The sequence below is a fragment of the Rahnella laticis genome, from assembly GCF_015644585.1.
GTDB classification, from domain to species: Bacteria; Pseudomonadota; Gammaproteobacteria; order Enterobacterales; family Enterobacteriaceae; genus Rahnella; species Rahnella laticis.
In genome coordinates this window covers 129,021-153,451 of sequence record NZ_JADOBI010000001.1, presented here as the reverse complement: position 1 = coordinate 153,451, position 24,431 = coordinate 129,021, and the positions used below count along the sequence as shown (strand labels likewise).

The 24,431-nt window shown below is 45.9% G+C and carries 21 protein-coding genes; 3 read left to right on the top strand and 18 right to left on the bottom strand.

Annotated elements, in window-relative coordinates; translation table 11 throughout:
- Window positions 1-9: 9 nt before the first annotated feature.
- The 3 genes from eptB to IV433_RS00550 all read right to left on the bottom strand — a co-directional run bounded on the left by eptB (window position 10) and on the right by IV433_RS00550 (window position 4,047).
- Window positions 10-1,686 carry a kdo(2)-lipid A phosphoethanolamine 7''-transferase gene (gene eptB / locus IV433_RS00560; protein WP_195812863.1) on the bottom strand — a complete coding sequence of 559 codons (1,677 nt, stop codon included), beginning with the start codon at window positions 1,684-1,686 and terminating at the stop codon, window positions 10-12.
- A gap of 236 nt (window positions 1,687-1,922) precedes the next feature.
- Window positions 1,923-3,380, bottom strand: coding sequence for a heavy metal sensor histidine kinase (locus IV433_RS00555; RefSeq protein ID WP_229893152.1), 1,458 nt, complete (start codon window positions 3,378-3,380; stop codon window positions 1,923-1,925).
- The gene (locus IV433_RS00550; RefSeq protein WP_195812864.1) at window positions 3,373-4,047 is read right to left on the bottom strand and encodes a heavy metal response regulator transcription factor; all 675 of its coding nucleotides are present in this window, start codon (window positions 4,045-4,047) and stop codon (window positions 3,373-3,375) included. The genes IV433_RS00555 and IV433_RS00550 overlap by 8 nt, the downstream gene beginning before the upstream one ends.
- Before the next feature lie 212 nt (window positions 4,048-4,259).
- On the opposite strand from IV433_RS00550, the gene IV433_RS00545 reads away from it, so the two are divergent.
- The 3 genes from IV433_RS00545 to IV433_RS00535 are packed head-to-tail and all read left to right on the top strand — an operon-like array spanning window position 4,260 to window position 6,308.
- Window positions 4,260-4,883, top strand: a complete 624-nt coding sequence (locus IV433_RS00545; RefSeq protein ID WP_152324262.1) for a hypothetical protein — start codon at window positions 4,260-4,262, stop codon at window positions 4,881-4,883.
- A 26-nt stretch (window positions 4,884-4,909) separates the two neighbouring features.
- Complete coding sequence (locus tag IV433_RS00540; protein ID WP_195812865.1) at window positions 4,910-5,551, top strand: cytochrome b/b6 domain-containing protein; 642 nt, start codon at window positions 4,910-4,912, stop codon at window positions 5,549-5,551.
- The gene (locus IV433_RS00535) at window positions 5,544-6,308 is read left to right on the top strand and encodes a molybdopterin-dependent oxidoreductase (protein WP_152324264.1); all 765 of its coding nucleotides are present in this window, start codon (window positions 5,544-5,546) and stop codon (window positions 6,306-6,308) included. Before IV433_RS00540 ends, IV433_RS00535 begins: the two co-directional genes overlap by 8 nt.
- A gap of 148 nt (window positions 6,309-6,456) precedes the next feature.
- On the opposite strand, the gene IV433_RS00530 is transcribed toward IV433_RS00535, so the two are convergent.
- The 15 genes from IV433_RS00530 to IV433_RS00460 form a co-directional block, all read right to left on the bottom strand.
- Window positions 6,457-7,608, bottom strand: a complete 1,152-nt coding sequence (locus IV433_RS00530) for a fimbrial protein (protein ID WP_195812866.1) — start codon at window positions 7,606-7,608, stop codon at window positions 6,457-6,459.
- 45 nt (window positions 7,609-7,653) lie between these two features.
- Entirely contained in the window at window positions 7,654-10,236 is a 2,583-nt protein-coding gene (locus IV433_RS00525) for a fimbria/pilus outer membrane usher protein (protein ID WP_195812867.1), read from the bottom strand.
- A gap of 67 nt (window positions 10,237-10,303) precedes the next feature.
- Window positions 10,304-11,005: a fimbria/pilus periplasmic chaperone gene (locus IV433_RS00520; protein ID WP_195812868.1), complete on the bottom strand. Its 702-nt coding sequence runs from the start codon at window positions 11,003-11,005 to the stop codon at window positions 10,304-10,306.
- A gap of 43 nt (window positions 11,006-11,048) precedes the next feature.
- Window positions 11,049-11,594, bottom strand: a complete 546-nt coding sequence (locus tag IV433_RS00515; RefSeq protein WP_195812869.1) for a fimbrial protein — start codon at window positions 11,592-11,594, stop codon at window positions 11,049-11,051.
- 564 nt (window positions 11,595-12,158) lie between these two features.
- Window positions 12,159-12,860 (bottom strand): EAL domain-containing protein, encoded by a 702-nt coding sequence (locus tag IV433_RS00510; RefSeq protein ID WP_195812870.1) that lies wholly within the window; start codon window positions 12,858-12,860, stop codon window positions 12,159-12,161.
- Window positions 12,861-12,922: 62 nt separating this feature from the next.
- Window positions 12,923-13,690 carry a winged helix-turn-helix domain-containing protein gene (locus tag IV433_RS00505; RefSeq protein WP_195812871.1) on the bottom strand — a complete coding sequence of 256 codons (768 nt, stop codon included), beginning with the start codon at window positions 13,688-13,690 and terminating at the stop codon, window positions 12,923-12,925.
- Between the two features lie 164 nt (window positions 13,691-13,854).
- Window positions 13,855-14,460, bottom strand: a complete 606-nt coding sequence (locus tag IV433_RS00500) for a helix-turn-helix transcriptional regulator (RefSeq protein ID WP_195812872.1) — start codon at window positions 14,458-14,460, stop codon at window positions 13,855-13,857.
- A 396-nt stretch (window positions 14,461-14,856) separates the two neighbouring features.
- Window positions 14,857-15,720 (bottom strand): helix-turn-helix domain-containing protein, encoded by an 864-nt coding sequence (locus IV433_RS00495; RefSeq protein ID WP_229893151.1) that lies wholly within the window; start codon window positions 15,718-15,720, stop codon window positions 14,857-14,859.
- Window positions 15,721-16,223: 503 nt separating this feature from the next.
- On the bottom strand, window positions 16,224-18,215 hold the full coding sequence (tkt, locus tag IV433_RS00490; RefSeq protein WP_195812873.1) for a transketolase: 1,992 nt from the start codon (window positions 18,213-18,215) through the stop codon (window positions 16,224-16,226).
- Window positions 18,216-18,279: 64 nt separating this feature from the next.
- Complete coding sequence (gene fbaA / locus IV433_RS00485; protein WP_195812874.1) at window positions 18,280-19,356, bottom strand: class II fructose-bisphosphate aldolase; 1,077 nt, start codon at window positions 19,354-19,356, stop codon at window positions 18,280-18,282.
- 183 nt (window positions 19,357-19,539) lie between these two features.
- Window positions 19,540-20,253, bottom strand: coding sequence for a nucleoside/nucleotide kinase family protein (locus IV433_RS00480; protein ID WP_195812875.1), 714 nt, complete (start codon window positions 20,251-20,253; stop codon window positions 19,540-19,542).
- Complete coding sequence (locus IV433_RS00475; protein WP_195812876.1) at window positions 20,250-20,759, bottom strand: MltR family transcriptional regulator; 510 nt, start codon at window positions 20,757-20,759, stop codon at window positions 20,250-20,252. Before IV433_RS00475 ends, IV433_RS00480 begins: the two co-directional genes overlap by 4 nt.
- A gap of 15 nt (window positions 20,760-20,774) precedes the next feature.
- Complete coding sequence (gene glpX / locus IV433_RS00470) at window positions 20,775-21,746, bottom strand: class II fructose-bisphosphatase (RefSeq protein WP_195812877.1); 972 nt, start codon at window positions 21,744-21,746, stop codon at window positions 20,775-20,777.
- 2 nt (window positions 21,747-21,748) lie between these two features.
- The gene (locus IV433_RS00465) at window positions 21,749-23,023 is read right to left on the bottom strand and encodes a zinc-binding dehydrogenase (RefSeq protein ID WP_195812878.1); all 1,275 of its coding nucleotides are present in this window, start codon (window positions 23,021-23,023) and stop codon (window positions 21,749-21,751) included.
- Window positions 23,024-23,034: 11 nt separating this feature from the next.
- On the bottom strand, window positions 23,035-24,420 hold the full coding sequence (locus tag IV433_RS00460) for a PTS mannitol transporter subunit IICB (protein WP_195812879.1): 1,386 nt from the start codon (window positions 24,418-24,420) through the stop codon (window positions 23,035-23,037).
- Between the last annotated feature and the right edge of the window lie 11 nt (window positions 24,421-24,431).

Here is a 24,431-nt window from a genome sequence, read left to right as displayed (position 1 = left end):
TTAGCGGTATTACTTCGCCGGTGCTGCCGGATCAGGCGTATGGCACCAGTTGTGCTGCTCTACAATCCCGCCGTTTGGCGAGGTGTAGCCGATACAGCCGAGAATGGTGTCGTACAGTTTTTCATGGAATGCCGGTTTCTTCTCAGCAGCCATTTTTTGCAACTGTTCGAAACTGGCCTTGTTCTGATCGTTAGACAGGAACTTGTCCGACGCCCAGACCATGATCGGCACTGTGCGTTGCTCAACTGGCGCATGATCACGTGGCGTACCGTGGAAATGCATGCTTTTGGAAATGGATTCGCCGTGATCGGATGCGTAGAAAACAATGGCGTTTTTATCGCGCAGCTGATCAAACACCTGCGACAGGAAGTAGTCGGTATAAAGCAGAGTGTTGTCGTAAGCGTTGATCATTTCCTGCGTTGAACAGGAGTCATCGATGCCCATACATTCCGGCTGATATTTGGCAAATGAGCGCGGATAACGGTCTGAATACAGGTAATGCGAGCCCTTGGTATGCAGAATAATCAGGTGTTTGCCCTGCGGATGATTGGCCATCGAATCTTTCATTTCATCGATCAGCAGCATGTCATCGACCGGCTTGCCTGCGTTACGTTTTTCAGAGGCGATGTTTTCACGCAATGAATAGTCATCAGCGCGGGTTTTGTTGTAGAACCAGGCTTCGCTTTGCATGGAATACAGCTCAGAGCTCCAGCCGTTGCTTTTCAGCACGGAGAAAACGTTCATCTCTTTCAGGGTACGCTGCGGCGCTTCCGAAGCGCCACCTTCACGCACAAACATGCAGCGCAGGGAAAGTTTGGTGGCGGTATCGCAGGAATAGCCCTGCAACGCGACCAGATTTTTCTCTTTGTCGAGGTTCGGCGTGTTGTCACGATCGTAGCCGTAAAGGCCCATGTGGTCACGACGCGCGCTCTCACCGATAACGAATACCACGTACATATCTTTGGCATCCGCCGGGGCGGTATAAGTAAAATGCTTCGCCGGATCGTAAAGATTTTTGGTGTCTTCGGCCTGGCTGTAGCTGCTGTAAGAGTACAAACCCAACGCGGACAACCAGTTGGACGGAGAATAGGTTCCTGCCACGACGCCGCCGTAGCTTGCCATCATGCGGTTACTTTCTTTGTCATGACGGTCCTGCACTTTGCCCATCAGGCGGAGCGGCATGTAACAAAGCAAACCGGAGATCACCAGCAGGCCGGTTTTGACCGCCACTTTTTTAAAAGTGGTGTGTTTGAGAGCCGCGCCCGGCATCGTGCTGAGCCACAGCAACAGAACCGGGATCAGGCTGACAAGCGCCGTCCAGGCCACAAAATGCGTGCCGACAGATTCTTTCGATAAATCAATGGAGTCTGATGCCAGCGCTGCCGCCAAAATCCCGTAGCCGATATCGACGTTGAACAGGATCATGTAATAGCTGGCCGCCGCCGAGGAAATCACAATGGCAGTCATCAGCACACGGAAAACCGTTTTGCCGGTATAGGAGAGCAGCATACAAAGGAAGTAAACCAGGGCAAAACACGCCACCATCTCGACCGCTATCGACAGCACATTGTCATAATGCAGCTGGCTGTAACGGCGGATGAAAATCGGAAGGTTTAACAGGATCCCAAGATAAAGCGCAATAAAAACAGAAATGCTCTGCAGCGAAAGTGAACGTATTTTATGCATTAGTAATAAATGGCTCTTTTGTGAGTCTGTTTTACGTCGTACTGACCGTTCGAACCGGAGGATAAAAACCACTCCTTAGGATTATTCAGACCCCGGGACGAGTATTTTTGTTCAACTCCAAAGGTTTCTGCTATTGTGATAATGTAACTAAATTAACGAAACCCTTACTTTTCAATAAGTAAAAAATGAATTTTCTCTTAAATTTTCTGAGATTTTTCCGAACCGTTGAAGAATTATTAAGAAAGCCTGTGATCCGGATCGGATAATGGCCCCGGGAATGACAGCGTGAACCGGGTCTCACCCTGCGGCGAACTCGTTACCCGAACGCTTCCCTGATGCAGTACCATGATCGCCTGAACTATCGATAAACCGAGACCGCTCGAGCTGCCGCCTTCGCTCCGCGATGCGTCGGCCCGGTAGAAACGGTCAAAAAGTTTGCCCAGTTTTTCCGGCGGGATCGGATTGCCCTGGCTGGTCACATGAACCTCCATGCCTTTCCCCTGCGGGTGCGCGCTGATCGTGATGGTGCTGCCTTCGCGCCCGTAACGCACGGCGTTGGCGACAAGATTGCTGATCGCGCGCTGAAATAAGATAGCGTCCGCGTACAAAATCCCCTGCCCTTCGCCGTACAACACCATTTCACGCTCTTCCGCCAGACCTTCAAAATATTCCTGAACACGGGTGATTTCAGATGAAACATCAATACTGGTGATGGTTAAAACAGACCGTGCGTCGGTGGCGCGGGCAAGAAACAGGATGTTTTCCACCATGCGGGAAATACGTTCCAGCTCTTCCATATTGTTTGCCAGCAGCGTTTCATACTCTTCCACCGAGCGCGGCTGATATAACGCCACCTGGCAATGCCCCATCAGCGCGCCCACCGGCGTGCGGATCTCATGCGCCAGATCGGCTGAAAACTGGGTCAGGCGCTGATAGCCTTCCGAAAGCCTTTCCAGCATGTCGTTGAAAGAATAGATAAGTTGCTGCAATTCCTGCGGCGCATTCTCCGTGCTCAGCCGGGTAGACAGGCTTGAGGGATGAATTTGTGTGGCCTCCTGCGCCATGTTGCGTAAAGGCTTTAAGCCTCTGCGGATCACAACATAACCGAGTGCGGCAATCAGCAAATAGGCGAAGAGCACGGCGCCAATGATTTCCCAGCGGAATGTTTCCAGCAGACGCGATTCTTCTGTCATGAAATGCGCGCCGGTAATTTCTACCGTTCTGCCATCCTCAATCTGCACACTTGCACGGGCAAAGCGCACCGGCGTTCCGTCCGGTGCCATCAGGTGATGCACGGTCTCCAGGGTGAGCGGCTGGCCGTGAGGCACAGCCGCAACCGGCGGTAAGATCAGCTGCGAAGGATTAACGTTAATCAGTGGCGGCTCGCCTTCGAGACGAAAAGTCAGAATATCGCGTTCGTTGCCGAGCATATTTTCAAACAAACCGGGATTACGGCTCAGCTGTGATAACGGAAATTCATTCGCCAGCAGATGGCGAAAATACTGCACGCGCCCGCTGACCTGATAATCCGCACGGCGAACCAGCTCTTTATCCATCGAATAATAGAGATAAAAACCGACAGCGCTGACCACCAGCGAGGCAATCAGCGCAAACAGCAAAGTCGCCCGCAAGGTCAGCGACATCGCTCGTTTTGAGGCGGACGGACGGGCAGTTTCTTTCATCACGTTAGTCATTGCGCACTTCACAAACGTAGCCAATGCCACGCACGGTATGGATCAGTTTCACCTCAAAGGCGCGATCCACCTTGGCGCGCAGGCGCTTAATCGCCACATCCACAACGTTGGTATCACTGTCAAAATTCATGTCCCAGACCTGCGAGGCGATCATGGTGCGCGATAGCACTTCGCCTTCCCGGCGCATCAGCAGCTCCAGCAACATAAATTCTTTATTGGTCAGCGCGATGGTCTGATCCTGACGGGTCACCCGGCGGCGCAGCACATCGAGATTCAGATCGGCGACTGAAAACGTGTCCGGTTCGCGTGCCGTCGGGCGGCGCAGTAAGGTGCGGATGCGCAGCACCAGCTCGGTAAATGAAAACGGTTTAATCAGATAATCATCAGCGCCGAGTTCCAGCCCGTGAATGCGATCCTGCACTTCGTCACGCGCCGTCAGAAACAGCACCGGCACACCACTTTTTTTACGCAGCACTTCCATCACCTGCCAGCCATCAAGGCCGGGCAGCATGACGTCGAGGATCACGGTGTCATAACCCTCCTCCAGCGCCAGAAACAGGCCATCCGCGCCGTTGCGCGCCAGATCCACGCTGTAACCCGCCTCCGTCAGCCCTTTTTTCAGGTAGTCGCCTGTGCTGACATCATCTTCTATCACCAGTATCCGCATTCAGGCCCTCGGCGCCGCAAGACCATTCTCCCAAAGAATGATTCAGGGGAAGTTTATCAGTTTCATCAGACACCTTTGATGACAATTTTGTCATCAACTTGTCATCAACCAATCCCGGTTTATCGTCCACTCTTAATGAAGTTATTCATCACTGGCCGGTTCAGTGATTCATCTAACAGAATGAAATAACGCTAGAAAATGGAGAGTTGATCATGAACACACCTACACGCCTTGCCGGTTTATTACTGGGTTCCCTGCTGATGTGCAGCGGAATGACATCCGCCTTCGCGGCCGATAACGTGATTAAACCGACGCGCGGAACCATTGATTCAGTTAATGACTCATCTGTGCAAATCACCACCCGTCAGGGTGAAAAGCTCGATGTGAAGCTGACTGACCAGACCAAGATCAACGCCGTCACCAAAGGCCAGATCAGTGATATCAAACCCGACAGCTTCATCGGTACCGCCGCAGTTCCGCAGGCTAACGGCACGCTGAAAGCGCTGGAAGTCCACGTCTTTGCGCCAAGCCTGCGCGGCAGTGGTGAAGGCTTTAACCCGTTTGAATCCGCAGACGGCAAAATCAATACCATGACCAACGGCACCGTTGGCAAACTGGTCAACAGCAATGGCCGCACGCTGACCGTGAAATATCACGATGCTGAGAAAACGGTTGTTGTTCCTGACGACGTTCCTGTGGTTCTGCTGGCACCGGGCGACCGCAGCCTGCTGAAACCGGGCACTAAAATCGTGCTGTTCGCCATGAAAGATGACAAAGGTGCGCTGGTTGCCCGTGGCATCGCCGCCGGTAAAGACGGCATCGCGCCACCGATGTAATCAGGCTGTTTAACAGGAGATTTACCGTGAAACCTCAGCCCTCTTCAGTTCGAAAACGCAGGATCCATTCCTGGCCGGTGCGTATCAGCCACTGGATTAATCTTCTGGCAATGATTGGCATGGTGATGAGCGGCTGGGGGATTTATAACGCGGATCCCCTGTTTCCCTTTACGTTCCCGCAAAACACCACGCTCGGCGGCTGGCTGGGCGGCAACATCGCCTGGCATCTCGCCGTGATGTGGCTGCTGGCGGCTAACGCCCTGTTTTATCTGTTGTGGGGCGTTTTCAGCGGCCATTTTAAGCGGGACTTTTTCCCGTTTTCAGCCCGCAGCGTCTGGCGCGATACCGTTCGCGCCCTGACCTTCCATCTGCCCCATAAACTCGGCCAGTACAACGCCGTGCAAAAACTGATGTACAGCGGCGTTTTGTTACTGGGGCTTCTGCTGGTGCTATCCGGTTTATCCATCTGGAAACCGGTGCAGTTCAGCGGACTGGGGTGGCTGTTCGGCGGGTTCGATATTGCCCGTTATGTGCACTTTTTTGCGATGAGTGGCGTGATGCTGTTCGTAGTCATTCATGTCCTGATGGTGGTGCTGGTGCCGAAAACATTTGTGGCGATGATTACCGGCGGCAAGGCATTGAACAAAGAGGAAAGCGCCGATGAGTGAAAAATCACAACGGCCAAAAATCATTCTGGAGCCCGATCAGCGCAAGCAGCTGGTAAATATCCAGCGCCGTTTACTGCTGCGCTCCGGATTAACGCTCGGTGCTGTTTCCATGCTGACCGGCTGTAATTTGCAGGACGGCGACGAAGTCGACAAAGTGCTGTGGGCGATGTCGCGCTGGAATGACCGCGTTCAGGGCTGGTTATTTGGCGGGCAGAAGCTGGCGCAAACTTACCGCGCCGACCAGATCACAACACCGTTTCGCTTCAACGCGTATTACCCCGAATACAATGTGCCGGAAATCGACATCCCGAATTACCGGCTGGAAGTGTCCGGACTGGTGCAAAAGAAAGCCTCGTGGACGCTGGAACAGCTTCAGCGCCTGCCGCAGGAAAGCCAGATCACCCGCCTGATTTGCATTGAAGGCTGGAGCGCTATCGGGCAGTGGAAAGGCGTGCCGCTCAAAACATTTCTTCAGCACGTCGGAGCCGATCTGACGGCTAAATATGTCGGATTTAAATGCGATGACCGCTATTACTCGAGCATCGATATGGCCACCGCGCTGCATCCGCAAACCATTCTGGCACTGGATTTTGGCGGCAAACCACTGCCTCCGGATTTCGGATACCCGCTGCGGCTGAGAATGCCTACCAAGTTAGGCTTCAAAAACGCCAAACATATCGGCGCGATTTTCGTCACCAATACTAATCCGGGCGGTTACTGGGAAGACCAGGGTTATAACTGGTTTAGCGGGATTTGATAATACCTTAGCCCTTTATTCTATATTTCGGCTGAACTTCAGCCCCCGTAAAATACAAGGGCTCATAAACACGCCATGAAGAGAAAGCAGGGATACGATAGAAGAGCTAAAAGGAACCTACTTCTTATGCAGGGGAGGAGGATGCAACCTAATGATAATTAATCATAAAAATGGCTCTTCCGTTTGCCAGCCCGGGTGTTACAACGGCTTCTGTCTGGATATAACGGGCTGCAATAGGGATTTTAAATGTCGCAGTTCCCTCTGAGGGAGGTGTAAAAGTACGTCCTGCAAAATTAAATAACTCAGGAGATCCGGATGCATTCCCCCAGCCTATTTGTATTCCCACTCCTTTTGCAACTGTCTGATTCTCTGAATTGCTGAGCGCCATGATACCGTTAGCCACATCAATGACGCTGGTCGCTGGCTGGAAAGAAACATATAAGCCATTGGCTGTCCGCGCGGGCATATTTGTGACCACATTATCGTTGTTGATGGTGATTTTTGAAGCATCACTGTCGGCAGCATCACCGCCATAATAACCGCGGAATGCTGGACATCGGGTTAATGTAATCGAGGCGTCTACCCATGATGTGACTGAGCCAATTTTTTTAAATACGCCATTCGCACTGTGTTTCCCGAGATCAACATTTATGTCCGACGTATTGCAAGTCTGCGCTACCACCTGGATTATCCCGGTAAATTTTACTGTCGCCAATACGATATCCGGTGGTAAATTCGTAACGCCATAATTATTCCCCATTGTGATGTTGACTGTTGGGAAATTATTAACATTAATTGAACCAGACGCTATTTCTGCTGTTTTAATAAGGCCAAATGAAAATGAACTGTCATAAGAATCGATCTGACTGTCGGCATAATAATAATTTCCGATAGCTGTTTTCGCTGTAGTGACACTCACATCATCCCGCCAAATCGCGATACCGACTCCCCTTACTCCACTTTCAAAAATTTGCTGGTGTTTATTATTGGACCAGGAAGAGGTAATCGTCGGTGCAGATGTTATCTGAATCGATCTTGTCAGAGAAAATTCTGATGGCATAGAAGCCTCGCAAAGTATCTGGCGAGGACTGGTTTGAACAAAACGGCCTGTGTATAAAAGTGTACCTAAAGGCTGGTCGGCACCTGATGTAATATTGATATTACCCAACTGTAGTGTAACTGAAATGGACGGGGTACTTTTCTGGAGGGAACATATTACGGAGGCAAAAACCGGCGGAGTAAATACAATACCTGATAATAGCATCATCACACGGATCCATGTTGTATATAGGCTTTTCATTTCTTGTCCCTTCAGGTTTTATTAAATTAATTAAGGTTCCTGCTATTAACCTGCCGCATGCTGAGTGATGACCGGCTGGCACTCCGATTCAAAACGTTGTATAGCGGATGTCAGGCTGGTTGTGTCTCGTGGAATCAATACATAATTTAAGGTGCATTGCATATTGTGGCTTTCCCCCCATTTCACACGAAGCTGCCCTCTTTCAGATCCCACGCGGGCATAAAGTAGCCCTCCTTGTCCCACTGAGCCGACACTGTTATTTTTCTCATCCTGGACATCCGCGCCAAAGGGTAACGTTTCATTCTGATAACGGGCATCGAACAATATTGGCGTACCTCGTGTCGTGGAATATTTCACTTTGACCACCGCACCTAAATTAGGCGCGACTTTCTGGCTGGTGTTATCCAGCTCGACGTCGTGCCCTATCCCGCTGGGATCAATATTTATTTCATTCATTTGATAAGGATTCAAATAAGGGACAACGGCATAACCCCGCGAATCGACTTTGATCCCGGCATACGATGACACTGCCGCACCTTCCGCTCCTTTTGCCTCAACCAGCGCAAAGGTATCGGATGTATAAGGCGTCAGCGTGACCCCCCCTGAGTGTCCGATAAGAGTACCCGTCATCCCGGCTGAAGCACTTTTGTACCCTTTGCCCGTGCTGTAAGTGCTGCTCAACGCACTCATCACGCTGCGATAGTTCGCACTGACAGAGCCACTTGACCCGCTCCCTTGATTAGCATTTATTCCGGTCAGGGAATAACCAAAGCGGTTATCCTTTCCAGCCGTTCCTGACAAACTTGCCTGCTGGCCGTCCTGGCCGGTACTGTCATGCTGGAGATCCATACGTAAGTAAGGCGTATTTGTCTCATCACTGCGCCCCAGAGGCACACTGAAACTCAGCAGGTAGTGCGTCTGTGTCGCTCCCAAACTTGAATAACTGCGGTTGACGCTCAGCCCAAAAGCAAGCATTCGGTATTGATTGTTATAACCAAATTGCCATTGCTTCTCACGGCCCCCCCGGTTCCAGTAATCTTGCAGGGAGCCGCTCAGGTACAAATGTCCGAAGGTGTCCCCCATTCCCTGCCCTCCGGTCACCGTTACTCTTTTTTTTGCCCGGGCAACCGATTCCGCATTACCCCCCCGTGAAATTGCATCGCGGGTTTGCATTGCAGTCATGAAATCCATGTAACCGTCGGCCGAGAAGCGGTAAGCCGCCAGCGACAAATTGCTTTGCGTCGCTATACTGGTTTTGCTGTAACTGAACTGATAGCTCTGCCCGGTAAAGTTTTTTTTGGAGTGGGAGTTATCACCGTCAACCTTTGTGTTGGCCTGAGTGATGTCAAAGGCCCATGCGCCCAGTGAAGTACCCAAAGCAGAACCTACCTGCACTGCAGCGTAATGCTCACTCGCCAGCACTCCGCCGTAACCGGTTAGGGCATTGGTTAATCCATGCTGATAGGTCGATTGATAGAACATCGGATTTGCGTTGACATTTTCACTGCGTAATTCGCCCGCAGTGAAAGAATAACGGGAGGTTCCCGGCCTCAGCAACTGAGTGACTGAAGCATACGGAACGCGAAAATGCTGCTCTGTACCATCAGATTCCCGCACCGTTACATCCAGATCGCCGCCGTAACCGGTTGGAAAGAGGTCGTTAATGAGAAATGCCCCCGGCGTTACGGTCGTCTCTAACAGTATCTGACTATTCTGGCGGACAGTAATGCGGGCGTTGGTTCTGGCAATCCCACGGATATCCGGGGCGTAACCACGCTGAGATTCCGGCAACATCTGCTCGTCACTGGCCAGCTGAATACCTGAAAATGGCAGCGTATTGAAAATTTGCCCATTCGTATTGGATTGCCCCATCAGTACACGACCTTTTAACCCCGGCACGTCACGCTGTAGATATGTATTGAGATTGGTATATTGTTTCTGCCCGTTATCCATCCAGTTATATGAACCATAATGTCGAAAATACCACGCTCCCATATTCAATCCGGCATCGAACCCGGCATACAACGAGTGATATGAGGAATTATTGGCATCATTGCGATAACCGTTAATATTATAGCCAAGCAGAAATGCCGGGATTCCGCGGTCCCATAATTCCGGTCGAACACTGCCCCGGGCCGTATTAAGCATGTAAGCTTGCGGAATTATAATATCAAGCCGTTGTTCATTACTGTCATAACTGACCTGTGACTCCGGAAGTTTTTCCGTTAAATCGATGCATTCAGCGAAACCCTGCTTGCTGAATAAACCTTGGGGCAATTTTTCATAATTGAAGTCAATATGCTTAATCACATTGTCATAAAGACAGGGGTAAACAGATTTATCATGCCTTAATTTCATTTCGATGTTTCTGCTACCGACCCAGGTATTATTGATGTAAATCGCGGTAAGGTAGGTTCCCGGCAATACGGAAGCTCCTTCTGAAAAGCGGCTAAGATCGACTTTATTCCCAGGTTCAACATTGAGAAATGATTCGTCAAACTCTGCATTACTGGCAGGCCGGCTGCTTTGATTATCTGCTTTTACACCCCATGACAATAAAATTAAAACCCAGACTAAAAGCAAGAGGGAAAACTGATGCAGCGTATTATTTGGTAAGATTACAGCCATAGCGCATCCCGCAATTGTGGTGCTTAATAATTCAATTTCTCAACTGTTCTATAAAATCTCTCAACGATTATTTAAGTGTGGTTTCAAATTTATTAGCGGCACCGTAATCATTGATATATTCACCGGTAATTTTATTGCCGATATTTCCTGGCAAAGCCAGTGTTAACGATGAGTATGGGCTGACCATATCACCTTCGATTCGCTTACCGTTTACCGATAAACTCACAAATGAAACAAAATAGGGTGTGGGATTCAAAGCGAGGATACTTTGCCCTTTCGCTTGCCAGATTATGGCATCCGGCGCGTCATTCGCTTTTCCATCCAGACCTGCTGGTCGGTAGAAAAATTTTATACGCGTACGAAAAGCCACCTGCAAACGATTCTCCGCCAATTTCCCCTGGCCTTTTGATGGAATCTCTAAGACATTCAGCCAGAATACGGATTCTTTATTTGAAGGCAGCGTTTCTCCGGTGTAACTAATTCTTAATGTTTGTCCTTTTCCTGATTCGACGCGATTGATCGGAGGTGTGAGGATAAAAGGCACTTGAATTGCGGCAGGTTTGGCATGAATATCCCCCGTGTCTATCCAGCTTTGTATCAGTACCGGCTGCTTCCCTGCGTTATTCAGCTTTACGCTGACTTCTTTTACACTGGAAGGATAAATAACGCGTGTTCCTGCAATAATAATACCGGCTACTACGGGGGTACAAAACCCCGCGACAATGACCGAACATATAACCTGAAGAAAAATACGGGCTAAAAATCTCATCGTCTTCTCGCAAAACAGGGAGAGAGATCTCTCCCTGACACAGTTATTTATACTGAATGGAATACACTGCATTACTGATGACAGTTCCGGCGGATGCTGAACCTTCAGAGTAATATTCAACGGCATAAGGCAAATTAATAGATCCAGAATCCAACGGCAGGTAGGTGGTTTCCTGAACCTGGTTTTGATTACCCGCTTCAATTACGCTTCGCGCAGAGCTCCCCAAATCGCGTAATTGCAGGCTGACCTGTTGGGCTGAACCGCCTATATTTTTGAGTCGCCCAGATAACGGGTCAACTGAAGAGCCTGATTCGAAAAATACCGAGGCGGTTTTAAGCACACCTTCGCATTCATTCAGATCTACAGTGAAGCTGGTAATGCCGGCAGTTTCACCTGTTGTACTCAACTGACTACGGGTTACTGTAGGCAATGCTACCGTGCCATTTGTTCCCCCTCCGTTAATACTGACATCACAAGTTGAAGATGTTATTTCCCCGGTAAAGTTTATGGTCCCGGTAGTCGCCGACTGAGCAATCCCAACAGAACCTAATACAGCGAGCAGTGATGCAGACATAGACACTTTATTCATAGAATCCTCATTTTTTATCTATTTAGATAAGGGCGAAGCTGAATTAACATCCCCATGCAAACAGAGATCTTCTGCTTTATTCTTTATTTCACCGCTAACATGTAGCTATCCTTGCTACAGAAGCACATCGGTTTGAATATTCACTATCAATAATTTAATAATCATTGAGCGTTCACGCCTTGAAAACTCTATTTTAAAGTAAGATGCGGGTCAACGTAGATTTTATCCCCCTGTTTTTTTCAATGCTAATTTTTATTTAATTAGAATTAAAATTAATAACATTCTTCATTGATTATTTATTTTACATTATATGAAATATAACTAATTATTAAAAAAGATAACTCCCTTTACTTCCTCTCTTAAACAAACCTTTTAATCTATTTAAATTCAACAGCAAAATAAAGATAACTATTCTTGTGAAAAATTCGAAACTTTATGTTTTTTTCAATCTCTAATGCATCTCATTAGCAATATCCGAACCTTTTTGATAAGCAACCAAGCCTGGAGCATTCGGGTCTGATACGAATGCTCACAGTAGAAGGCGTATGAAACACCAGTCGGAAATCAAAGTTGCGCGGGTCTGGCGAAATAAAAGCCCTGCATGAAAGAAATATCCATTGAATTGAGTGCCTCAGCTATCTCACGAGTCTCAACACCTTCAGCAATGATAGACAGGCCAAGTTGTCTCGCCATCATGCCAATGTGAGAAACGACGGTGTTAGCCCGGTAACTCAGTACGTTAGACGTAAGCGATCTGTCTATTTTTATAATGCTGACATTAAATTTTATCAGGGCTGAAAAGGATAAATACCCATGTCCGAAGTCATCCAAAGCCAGCATTACACCTGCTGCATTTAACTCCCGGAGTAAATGGGACAACGCTGCGTTTTCTGCAATTTCCTGAGATTCATTTATCTCAAGTACGATTTTACCTTTGTAACCTGATTCGATTAATTCCAGACATAGAGATACAATTCTTGAATCTGCATTATTGATATTAATGTTAAAGCTGAGGTACTGAATGTCGCTAAAAACATTAGGTTTCAATGCAATGCTTTCTTTAACTTTGTTGATCAGAATAGAAAGGTTCAGCATTTCACTGTTCAGGTCATTTCGCAGATTGAAATTTTCAGGCGGACCGTACCATTTATTCTTATGAAACCACCTTGCAAGTACTTCATATGCAATAACCTTACCGGTAGCATAATCAATAATTGGTTGAAAAAAAGGCGTAGCGGCATTGCTTTCATACATGTCCTGAGTCATTAGCACTCCTTAAACACAAAAGATTAAATCCCTTAAACCAGATTCACAGCCAGATATAAGTGTCAGTCATCCCAGGCAGATTTTATATTACGGCAGTATGAATAGTCTCCATTGTTTTCTCTTTTACAAAAAGAGAATGAATCGAATTCACCTGTACTGCCTTTGGTAAAAACATTTCTATTTTTAAGATAAAAATAAACATCAAAACCGTCAGTCTCACAATCAATATTATTGTTTTTTATTGCATCTTCAACGATGGCGATAGCTTGAGGTTTTTTGTTGAAAGGGATTTCTTTTAAGGGTTTAAAATCACAGAGTTTATATTTGAAAAAAATATCTTTTCCAATTAGATAATAATGTGTCTTGTCAGAAGAAAGGATAAATAGACAGGCAAACACCAAAGTCATTACATAGGGTAAAACCACTAATGCTCTTAAGTATTTTTTTTTGTTTTTCCTGAAAACAACAACGGGAGGGCTGTTATTTATTTCATCGGATTCTATCCGCTCGACAGCGTACCGCCTGTTAAAAACAAATCCTTTTTTAGGTAAAGTTGTAATGTAGTTTTCATTATTAGAAACATTAAATACGGCCTTCCTTAACATACTCATATGGTTATTAAGATTATTACTAGAAGGTTTTAGACCATGCTCTGACCATACTTTTTTCAGCAGGTAATCCCTGGTCACACCTGAAGGGTTGATTAAAATCTCCATAAAGAGACGAGTTGCTATTGCACTGATATGTAATGACTTTTCATTTTCCTCAAAATGATAAATGACATTTTCATCAGTATCAAATACTAGCTTTTTATCAATAATGAATTTCATTTTCATGCAACTCGGTTGTAGTTAAATATTAGTTTTTAATGCCACATTACGTAAACGAATGAATAATCCATCACAGACTTTAAAAGAATCATAAATAAATCTATTGTTTACAATACATTTACCAAATTCCAATTAATGAGCTTAATTACTGAAAATGATTCGCATTAATATCTTTCTGGATCTACTCTCCTCATTTCATAGTCATAGGATTTAAGTAACCAAAGCATAAATTCGCCGTTGTGTCTGACGTTTAATTTTGCCATCGCATTCATTTTATATCTGCTCAGTGTTTTTCCAGTAACGCCTAATATTTCAGCAGATTCTTTATTGTTAACGCCTTCCACATAATGACGAATGACCTCGCATTCTATTGGGGTAAATTTGCTTTTATCTTTAACTCTGTCTCTCAGGGAAATGTTTCCTTGAATATTTATATTTTTACTCTTGAATTGATTCAAAAACTCATCAACAGACACCTGAAAACTCAGGCGGTCGGGCACCCAAAATCCTATACTTTGCTCATGTACAGGTTCCATCCAAAATATTGTAGGTACATTATAACCACTATCCCTCACAAGTTTGTAATTCAGAAAAAATGACATTCCTATAATTGCAATTTGGCATCTATTTATCTTATTCAAAGAGTTTTCAAAAACTGCAAGCAGCCCTTCTTTCGATAAATAGTCTGTCAATATGTATTTAACAGCATTAACAAAGAATAAATTTTTATCCATCAGCAAGATTGATACTACACTTTTTCCTTTTTTCATTTTTTGATCCTCGCATTAACATTATAAACCTGATAATGCCTCCCAGAGCGCGGAGGTAATGCCGTCAAAACGCTGAATCTTTGTATGATTTTATATATATAATTTCCTAAGAAGGAAACGTTTTTTCGTGCTCTGCTAAAATAACACCACTGTATTATATGTTTGTATCAATACTTAATAGAACAACATAGAAAATTATGTATTTTAAGATAAATAGTATTATTTATTAAGTATTCCTATTTTTTTATTAGGAATTAAAATACCTTCATTTTTAACAATTTTTTAAAAAATTGATAACTTACCATTGTTAAGTCGTGTCCGGAAATGAAATACAAGCGTCAGAAACCTTACCACACCGCCCGGTTAAGCTCCGGCGTTAGATCTTAACATTCGCTATCAGCAGGCCAGCGGAATGAAATACTCGCAAATAATGTCTCCAGATGCAGATTCATAGGAATACTTCTCCATATCAGGCTGCATGAGACGCGGATAATTAAGAGAAGGAAGAAGAACCAGATGAAGATATAAGATAAAATCGTTTAGACGAAGTATATCGTGCGTATAGGTCACTTTTAAATAACGGCAGGCAGGAATACGCAGAGTGTGTTTAACACTTTTTGGCACCTCATAACCTATCGTATATTCCAGTTCCATCGTGTTAGCCGCACTGACACTGCTGTATGACCGATAATCAGATATCCCCCAGACGGGAGTACTCAAAGATTTTAATAAAGCCAAATTTCGGGTCACACTATCCCGGTGAACGTGATTTCTTCCGCCAAAAATGTCATTCACTGGATAAAAATATATCTTCGAATTCCCTCTTAAAACCAATTCAGGGAGTTCAACTATATCAAATACTGGTGGTGGGAAATCGCACATCGTCAATGGCGCGGTAATATACTTCATTGTCCATGTAATTTCTTTACGGTAGGCTCCCGGTGAAGAGCGAAATTTATTCTTAAAGGAGCGTGTGAAAGTTTGCTGAGAATCATAAGTGTAATACAGAGAGATATCGAGAATTGACATATTTGTAAACCGTAATGCAAAAGCTGCCATTGTCAGACGACGCTCACGAATATAGTTACCCAGAGAATATCCGGTTTTGCTTTTGAATAATCGTTGAAGATACCACTGTGAATAACCTGTGACTTCGGCGGCTTTTTCCATTGTTAAGCGACCATTTAAGTTTTGCTCAACCCAACAGATTAGCTCTTTAATGAGGTCATCGTGAAAGTATGTCGTCTGTACGCTTGGCAAAATTAACTCCCTGGTGTCGTTATAATATTATAACCGTCAATTTTTTACAGTAATGCAGTTTTTACACTTAGCTATAGAAGCCTTTGCTTGAATGATTCATTCAAGACGACTGTCTCAAACTCCCGCATACTCAGGAATGCTTTCTCAATCATCAAGTATTCATATAAACCATCACAAATTAATATGCAAGATATCCTTTCGCTCTTAATTTAGGATAAAAATAATTAACTCACTGCAACTCATTTAATCATTTTCATTAATAGTACATTCAACTATATCAGTTTGTTAATTTATAATTATTTCTATATTTAACTTATTATGGTTAACACTATTCTATTTATTTCAATAAATCCGGCGCTGATCTTTGAAAATGTAAATGCTCATATGATTTTTTACGGTCGAGGGATTTTGTTGGAGGGGAAAACGAAAAACTGAGAATGCTCGCGCTAATCTGCAGATTTTAACGGGCCGTCAGGAGAGCCCGTTAAAATGATAAGTCGAGACTACAGCAGAGTTTTCGCTTTCATGACTATGGTGTCGGCAGTTATACCGAACTTTTCGAACAGTTGTTCTGCTGGTGCAGATTCACCGAAGGTGTTCATGCCAATAACTGCGCCATTTAGGCCAACATATTTGAACCAGTAGTCAGCGATGCTGGCCTCAATAGCAATTCGTGAAGCGACAGCTGCCGGCAACACGGACTCACGATAGGCCGCATCTTGCTTGTCGAATGCATCGGTAGATGGCATGGAAACAACACGAGTGCTGATACCTTCAGCGGTCAGTTGATCCCAGGCTTCAACCGCTAATTCAACTTCAGAACCTGTTGCAATCAGTATCAGCTCAGGTTGGTTTGCACAGTCTTTCAGTATATATGCCCCTCGGGAGATATCCTCCAGTTGCTGCTTTGTACGATCCTGCTGTGCCAGATTCTGGCGGGAGAAAATTAAAGCTGTCGGGCCATCGTGACGCTCTACTGCGTATTTCCATGCTACGGCAGATTCAACCTGGTCACACGGGCGCCATGTGCTCAGGTTCGGAGTGACGCGCAGCGCAGCCAGCTGCTCAACTGGCTGATGTGTTGGACCATCTTCGCCCAGACCGATTGAGTCATGGGTGTAAATCATCACGTGGCGCTGCCTCATGAGTGCTGCCATACGTACCGCGTTGCGGGCATATTCGACAAACATCAAAAAGGTAGAAGTATACGGCAGAAAACCACCGTGCAACGCTATACCGTTAGCTATAGCCGTCATGCCGAATTCACGTACGCCGTAGTGGATGTAGTTTCCGGACAGGTCTTCGTTAATCGCTTTAGAGCCGGACCAGATAGTCAGGTTAGAAGGCGCGAGATCTGCGGAGCCACCAAGGAATTCAGGCAGAATATGGCCAAAAGCTTCGATGGTGTTCTGAGACGCTTTACGGCTGGCGATCTTTGCCGGGTTAGCTTGCAGGTTATTAATAAATTCTTCTGCTTTTGCAGCAAAATCAGCAGGCAGTTCGCCTTTCATTCGGCGGGTGAATTCCCCTGCTTCTTGCGGGAAGGCTTTAGCATAGGCCGCGAATTTCTCATTCCATGCAGCCTCTTTAACCTGGCCGGCTTCACGTGCATCCCATTGAGCATAAGTGTTTTGTGGGATTTCGAAGGGGGCGTATTCCCAGCCAAGCGCCTGACGTGTCAGTGCGATTTCCTCGTCCCCCAGCGGGGCGCCATGGGAATCATGCGTACCAGATTTGTTTGGGGAACCGAAACCGATAATAGTTTTGCACATCAGTAATGAAGGTTTATCAGTCACTGCTCTGGCTTGTTCTACAGCAAGTGTAATTGCCTCAGCATTGTGACCATCCACACCACGCACAACGTGCCATCCGTAAGCCTCAAAGCGTTTTGCCGTATCATCAGTGAACCAACCTTCTACATGTCCATCAATGGAAATGCCATTGTCATCATAGAAGGCAACCAATTTACCCAGACCCAACGTACCCGCCAGAGAGCAGACTTCATGCGAGATACCTTCCATCATGCATCCATCACCCATGAAGGTGTAGGTGAAATGATCAACGATATCATGACCCGGGCGGTTGAACTGAGCAGCCATGGTACGCTCAGCGATCGCCATACCTATAGCGTTTGCAATACCCTGCCCCAACGGACCGGTTGTTGTTTCTACACCAGCGGTATAACCCACTTCCGGGTGACCCGGAGTTTCTGAATGCAACTGACGGAAGTTTTTCAGTTCTTCGATTGGCAGGTCGTAACCGGTGAGGTGCAACAAGCTATAAATCAACATTGAGGCGTGACCGTTTGACAGTACAAAACGGTCGCGGTTAACCCATTCAGGATTTTGCGGGTTATGGTTCAGGAAATCACGCCACAGAACTTCGGCGATGTCGGCCATCCCCATAGGCGCACCTGGATGGCCAGATTTGGCTTTTTGGACTGCGTCCATGCTGAGGGCACGAATTGCATTGGCAAGCTTTTTTCTGTTCGACATTTTAAACTCCGTAGATAAATTTTTAAGAGGGTTTAATCCAATGTTTTGGTTACAAGTAAGCCTGCTATAAAACGTCGATGGCATTAAGTTCCCGGAATGCCCTCTCCAAACGTGTAATCATGGTTAACTGGCCTGAACGAAGCCAGGCGCGTGGGTCATAATATTTTTTATTTGGTTTTTCTTCGCCCTGGGGATTCCCTAATTGACCCTGTAAATAATCTTTATTCTTATTGTAATAATCTAATACTCCTTCCCAGGTTGCCCACTGGGTATCCGTATCAATATTCATTTTCACAACACCGTAGCTGATGGAGTCCTGAATTTCCTTTTCTGACGACCCTGAACCACCATGGAACACAAAGTTCAGACTGTTATGTGGCAGATTATATTTGCTGGAAACGTATTGCTGAAAATCACGTAAAATAGTTGGGGTAAGTTTTACATTTCCTGGTTTATAGACACCGTGCACATTGCCAAAAGAAGCGGCAATAGTGAAGCGAGGGCTAATTGCGTTCAGTTTGCTAAAGGCGTAATCAACATCTTCAGACCGGGTATACAGTGCAGACGCATCCATATGACTGTTATCAACACCATCTTCTTCCCCCCCGGTGCATCCCAGTTCTATTTCCAGTGTCATCCCAATTTCAGACATGCGACTAAGATATTTGGCGCAGACCTCAATATTCTCTTCGAGAGGTTCTTCAGACAAGTCAATCATATGGGAAGAAAATAGTGGGTGCCCCGTCTTCGCGAAGTGTTGTTCTCCTGCAATCAGGAGTTCATCAAGCCAGGGGAGAAGTTTTTTTGCGCAATGATCTGTATGAAGAATAACGGGAACACCGTAGAACTCTGCCATAAGATGAACATGATGTGCAGCCGATATAGCCCCCAGAACTGCCGCCTGAAATTTGTCACCTTGTATTCCTTTCCCCGCAATATACTGCGCTCCGCCATTGGAGAGCTGCACAATAACGGGGGCTTTCACTTTTGCCGCTGCTTCAAGCACAGCATTGATTGAATCAATCCCAGTGCAGTTAACGGCAGGCAAGGCGAATTTATTATCTTTAGCAATCTGGAAGACTTTTTGAATATCATCACTGGAGATTACGCCCGGTTTTACAGAATTTAATAGTCTTGGCATTGTATTGAATCCTTCATAATGTTTTTTAAACAAGCATAGGAGGGGTAAATGATATAATTTTAATTTCACACACAAGCAGCCCCTATCTTTGATTATTATCATAACCCACAGATAGTCTTATTTTCGGCGTTATTCATGTGCTGGTGTGACTATGTATTACAAAGTTAATAATCTCAAAAATTATTAATTAGAAAAATGATATCCCCCATTATCTGTCATAGTAAGGGTAATATCTGCCGGGCGACTATGCTTCAATACGCGCTCTACGTTAGGCCCATCAGTGCGCAGATAAAATGCATTGGCTTCATCAGAATTCAGACCACCAGCACATTTACGAGAGATTAAACGGTCACGTAATACTTTCGGAGAGGCCCGAATAAATACAGAGATATCACAGTACTTCCCGAGAACACTCCAACGATCATCATCAGCTAATAACCAGTTGCCTTCTACGATTACCACCGGCGCTGTAACCCTGATTGAATTTTCGACCGGGTCATGAAGTTGTCTGTCGTACTGAGGCCACCCTCCCCCGGCGGTGCGAATCAATGCGAGGTTGTCTGCCAGTTTATCTACATTGAATGTTTCCGGCATTCCTTTAAATGGGCGTAATTTATTTCGTACAAGCCAGTCATTATAATGATGAAACCCGTCCATAGGTAAGGTTTGAATTTTGGGTAATTCGGGGTCATTGTTGGATAAGTATTCCCAAAAAGCCGTTAGCGTAGATTTTCCTGTTCCCGGAGGAGCGCTGAGAAAAATTATTTTACGCTCATGTAAAGGAATCGTACTCCGGTCAGTCAGGCGTTTCAGTAAGGGCAAATGGACATTAGCAATCTCATCATCATGATAATATGCGTCAACTGCCAGGCTATTAATATTTAGTGTGATATTCACAAGTTTAGTTCCTTTAACATGGATGTAACCGCCAGTGTTAACGCCGTTTTGACCATATTGCTGTAACGTATTTCTGAATAAACGGAGAAATCAGCATACTTCATGTTTTTTACTGCATTTAAAATCGGTGCGTTTTTAGTAATAACGTTAAGATTTGTAATCAGGTCATAGACAATGTTGTCTTGAAAATGAATTTCATCAGGGCCAGTGCGGACAAAATTGCAAAATTGGGAAAAACAGATTATGTCAGCATATAACCGTTTATCCATTCTTCCCAGAGCGTAGATCAGACGCAAAGCGATATCGATATCATCAAGAGGCCCACTTTTGGCCAGCAAGGGCTTCACAGCATATTCGAGAATCTCTTCATCATTATTAACAAATAAAGAGGGTAGAAATTCCCGGATACTTGAAAGCAAAATATCATGAGCAACGTTCATAAACGACGCTACATCATTCTGCGACTCCAGACGCTCAAGGACATCATCTTCGTTTAACAGGATCATCGATATCTCAAAAAATTACAGGTGATGCAAAGAGTCTATAACATTACAGGTGTGCTCTATACCATTTATCAAGAGAGTCTGAGTACGGATCACCGTGCCCTCTTCTCTGATACCCTGCAAAATATCGCCGCCGGTTACGCCCGTGGCAGAGAATAAGACATCATCGCTGCGTACGATTTCATGCAGGCGATAAATACGGTTCAATTCCACCCCCATTTCTCTGCAGCGCTGATGTTCAGAATCGGCAATTTTACGATGTTCTGTCGATTCCCCTTTTGCCTGGCAGAAATCCAGCAGTTCGACCTGCATTTCACCCGCCAGCGCTTTGACAGCACAGGCTGAAATTACGCCTTCCGGAGCTCCACCAATGCTGTACATGACATCGTATTGATTTTCCAGAAGACAAGTCATCACGCTTGCCGCGACATCACCATCAGGCAAGGCAAAAACCTTAACACCCAATCGAGTGGCCGTTGCGATGGTCTCAGCATGACGAGGTTTATCTAATGTCACCAGGCGCAGTTTCTCCAGCGGCTTTCCCAGCACCTTTGCGATATTGTGAAGGTTGTCCTCGAGTGATAGCGCAAGATTTATGGCCCCTTTCGCCCTCTTCCCGACAACCAGCTTCTTCATATACATATCCGGTGCATGCAACAACGTTCCGTGCGGAGCACATGCCATTACGGCAAGTGCATTGTTTTGCCCCATCGCCACCATTCGAGTGCCTTCAATCGGATCAACTGCGATATCGATTTGTGGGCCAGTGCCATTTCCAAGGATTTCGCCGATGTAGAGCATCGGTGCCTGATCGATTTCGCCTTCACCGATGACTATTCTTCCCTGAAAATCTATCTTATTCAGCGAATCACGCATTGCCTGAACGGCTACACCATCAATCCGATTCTTATCACCACAACCAATCAGCGGCCAGGCTGCCAGTGCAGCCCGTTCCGTAGTTCGAAAAAGTGGATAAGCCAGCGTTTCCATACTCACGCTTCCTCGCCAGTATCAACATCGAAATAAGAAAGCAGATATTTCTCAGCTTTTTCATTCCATACGCCATGTGTCGCCGCTACCAGTTCTGCAAGGTGACGGAATAGAGGATCCGTTTCGCCCAGTCGGGCAAAATCTGAAATAGCAGTCAATGGCATGGTGACACCGTTATAAATGAGCTTCTTACCGCCTGGGATGTTCGGCAGGTTAATGACTGTATCCGGTACCGCATCAAGCCCGCCGACGTGAGTGACCATGAACGAAGGTTGTAACCGGCCCGTTTCGGCAAGCTTGATGGCCTCTTTCATGTCGTCGGTTGACCCACCAGATGTCCCGACGATATGCGTGCTGCCATAATGAATATTGTAAAAATTAAAGGGTACCTTGAAATTTTTATCCGTTGGGCCAGCAAAAAAGTTCAGGCAACCGTCATTGGCCAGCAAATCATCACCAAGCTCAATAACCGAGGGTACTGCTGCATAAACGAAGACATCATCAAATCCTTCGCCCCCCGTCATCTCACGAAGTGCTGCGGCAGGATTATCAAGATCTTTGCTGTTTACATAAATAAGTTCGATGCCTTTTTTGGCAGCCAGCGCCACAGGCAATAGCTTTTCCGCCTGAGTCAGTCGGGCTTCATCGATATCGACCACCACCACTTTCCGGGGCTTAATATTACCGTTAATTGCATAATCAATAGCGCCGATCCCCATAGGACCTGCGCAGGCTAGCAACGCAAGATTACCGTCCGGTTTAATCCCCATGCGATGTTCATAGACATATTGCGTGGTGTGATAGTTGGCTTTATACGCTCCGATGATGCAGCACATCGGTTCAGCTAATGACGCTGCTGCAAAATATGAGCCGTAATAAGGCAGTACGCACCCTAAATCAATGGCCTGCTTTGGGATAATCATATAGGTAGCGTTACCACCGAAATATTCGTAGCTATATCCTGCAGAATATCCGCTGGCCAGCCCCATTGCTGGTTGCAGTACATAACGCTGCCCGGATTTATATCTCGCAGTCAAATTCTTACCGACTTGTACAATTACACCGGCACATTCGTGTCCGGTAATTACCGGATGTTCTTCGAGATTGTCAGGAACTCGTTTGTGATCGCTGCCCAAAAGCGCTGCCTTCCAGGTTGATAAACACACGCTGTCAGAAATTACGCTTACTAATAATTCGTCATCGTTTATTTCAGGTAATTCAAACTCGCGGATTCGGACATCTTGTTTTCCATAGATGGCTGCAACTTTAGTTTTCATACAAATCCTTATTACTTAGCGTTAGAAGAGAGTTCGTTAAATAAAACATCCAGTTTCGGATCACCAATGTAGTTATTAATCAGCACTAACGGTTTATTAGTCACCAATTTCACCCGCCCCTCAAGGCTTGCGTGAGTGACAATAATCTCAGCATTTGAAGGAACATTTTCGATAGAGTAATGTTTAACCTCGATATCAATCCCCTGCTTTTGTAACCGCTTACGAAATGTTGTGGCACCCATTGCGCTTGAACCCATTCCGGCATCACAGACAAAGGCGACGAGTTTTACCGGTACAGAACTCCATGCACCTTCCTGCTTCATTTCTTTCATCGCACTTGCTGACTCTGTGAATTTATCTTCCTGCTCGGTTTCTTTACTGTTGTCCATCTTGAGAATTAAAGCGGTGATAACGAACGATACAACCGTTGCTACGGTGACCCCGGCAATCGTGGCGAAAAATGCTCCGCGTGGAGTCATTGCCAGATAGGCAAAAATAGAACCCGGACTCGGCCCCGCCACCAAACCGCCGCCAAGGAGATTAAAGGTGTAGATCCCTGACATACCGCCAGCAATCATGGCAATCAGCGTGAGTGGCTTCATTAATACATAAGGGAAGTAGAGTTCATGGATCCCCCCGAGGAAGTGGATAATCATTGCTCCCGGGGCTGATTTTTTACTCATTCCTTTACCGAAGAACGTAAATCCCAGCAGGAGCCCAAGGCCTGGGCCTGGATTTGATGCCACCATGAAGAAAATCGATTTCCCGGTTTCAGCGGCCTGCTGCATGCCTAGCGGGTAATACACGCCCTGATCAATGGCGTTATTTAAGAAGAGAATTTTTGCGGGTTCGTTAATGATTGAAAGCAGAGGTAAGTAACCCGTGCTCACGAGGGCTTCAATGCACTCTTTGACAAAGCCATTCGCCACCAGCACTGCCGGGCCAATCACTTCAAAAGCCAACAGGCAAAGCAGCATGCCTGAAATACCCAGCGAGAAGTTATTAACCACCATTTCAAAACCGGCAGGTATACGGTTTTCAAGCGACTTATCAATCCATTTTATAACCCAACCACCCAATGGCCCCATGATCATTGCGCCGATAAACATCGGGATGTCAGCGCCAACAATCACACCGATAGTACCAATCCCTCCCATTACGGCACCACGTTTTCCACCGATCAAATGGCCACCGGTTGAACCAATCATTACCGGAAGTAAATAGGTAATCATCGGGCCCACTATTTTTGCGAATTGTTCGTTGGGCAGCCAACCGGTAGGGATAAATAATGCTGTAAGAAAACCCCAGGCAATAAAGGCACCGATATTAGGGATTACCATGGCAGTCAGGAATCCCCCAAATGCCTGGACTTTGGCACGAGCTGATTTATTTTTCATATTGATCCTGA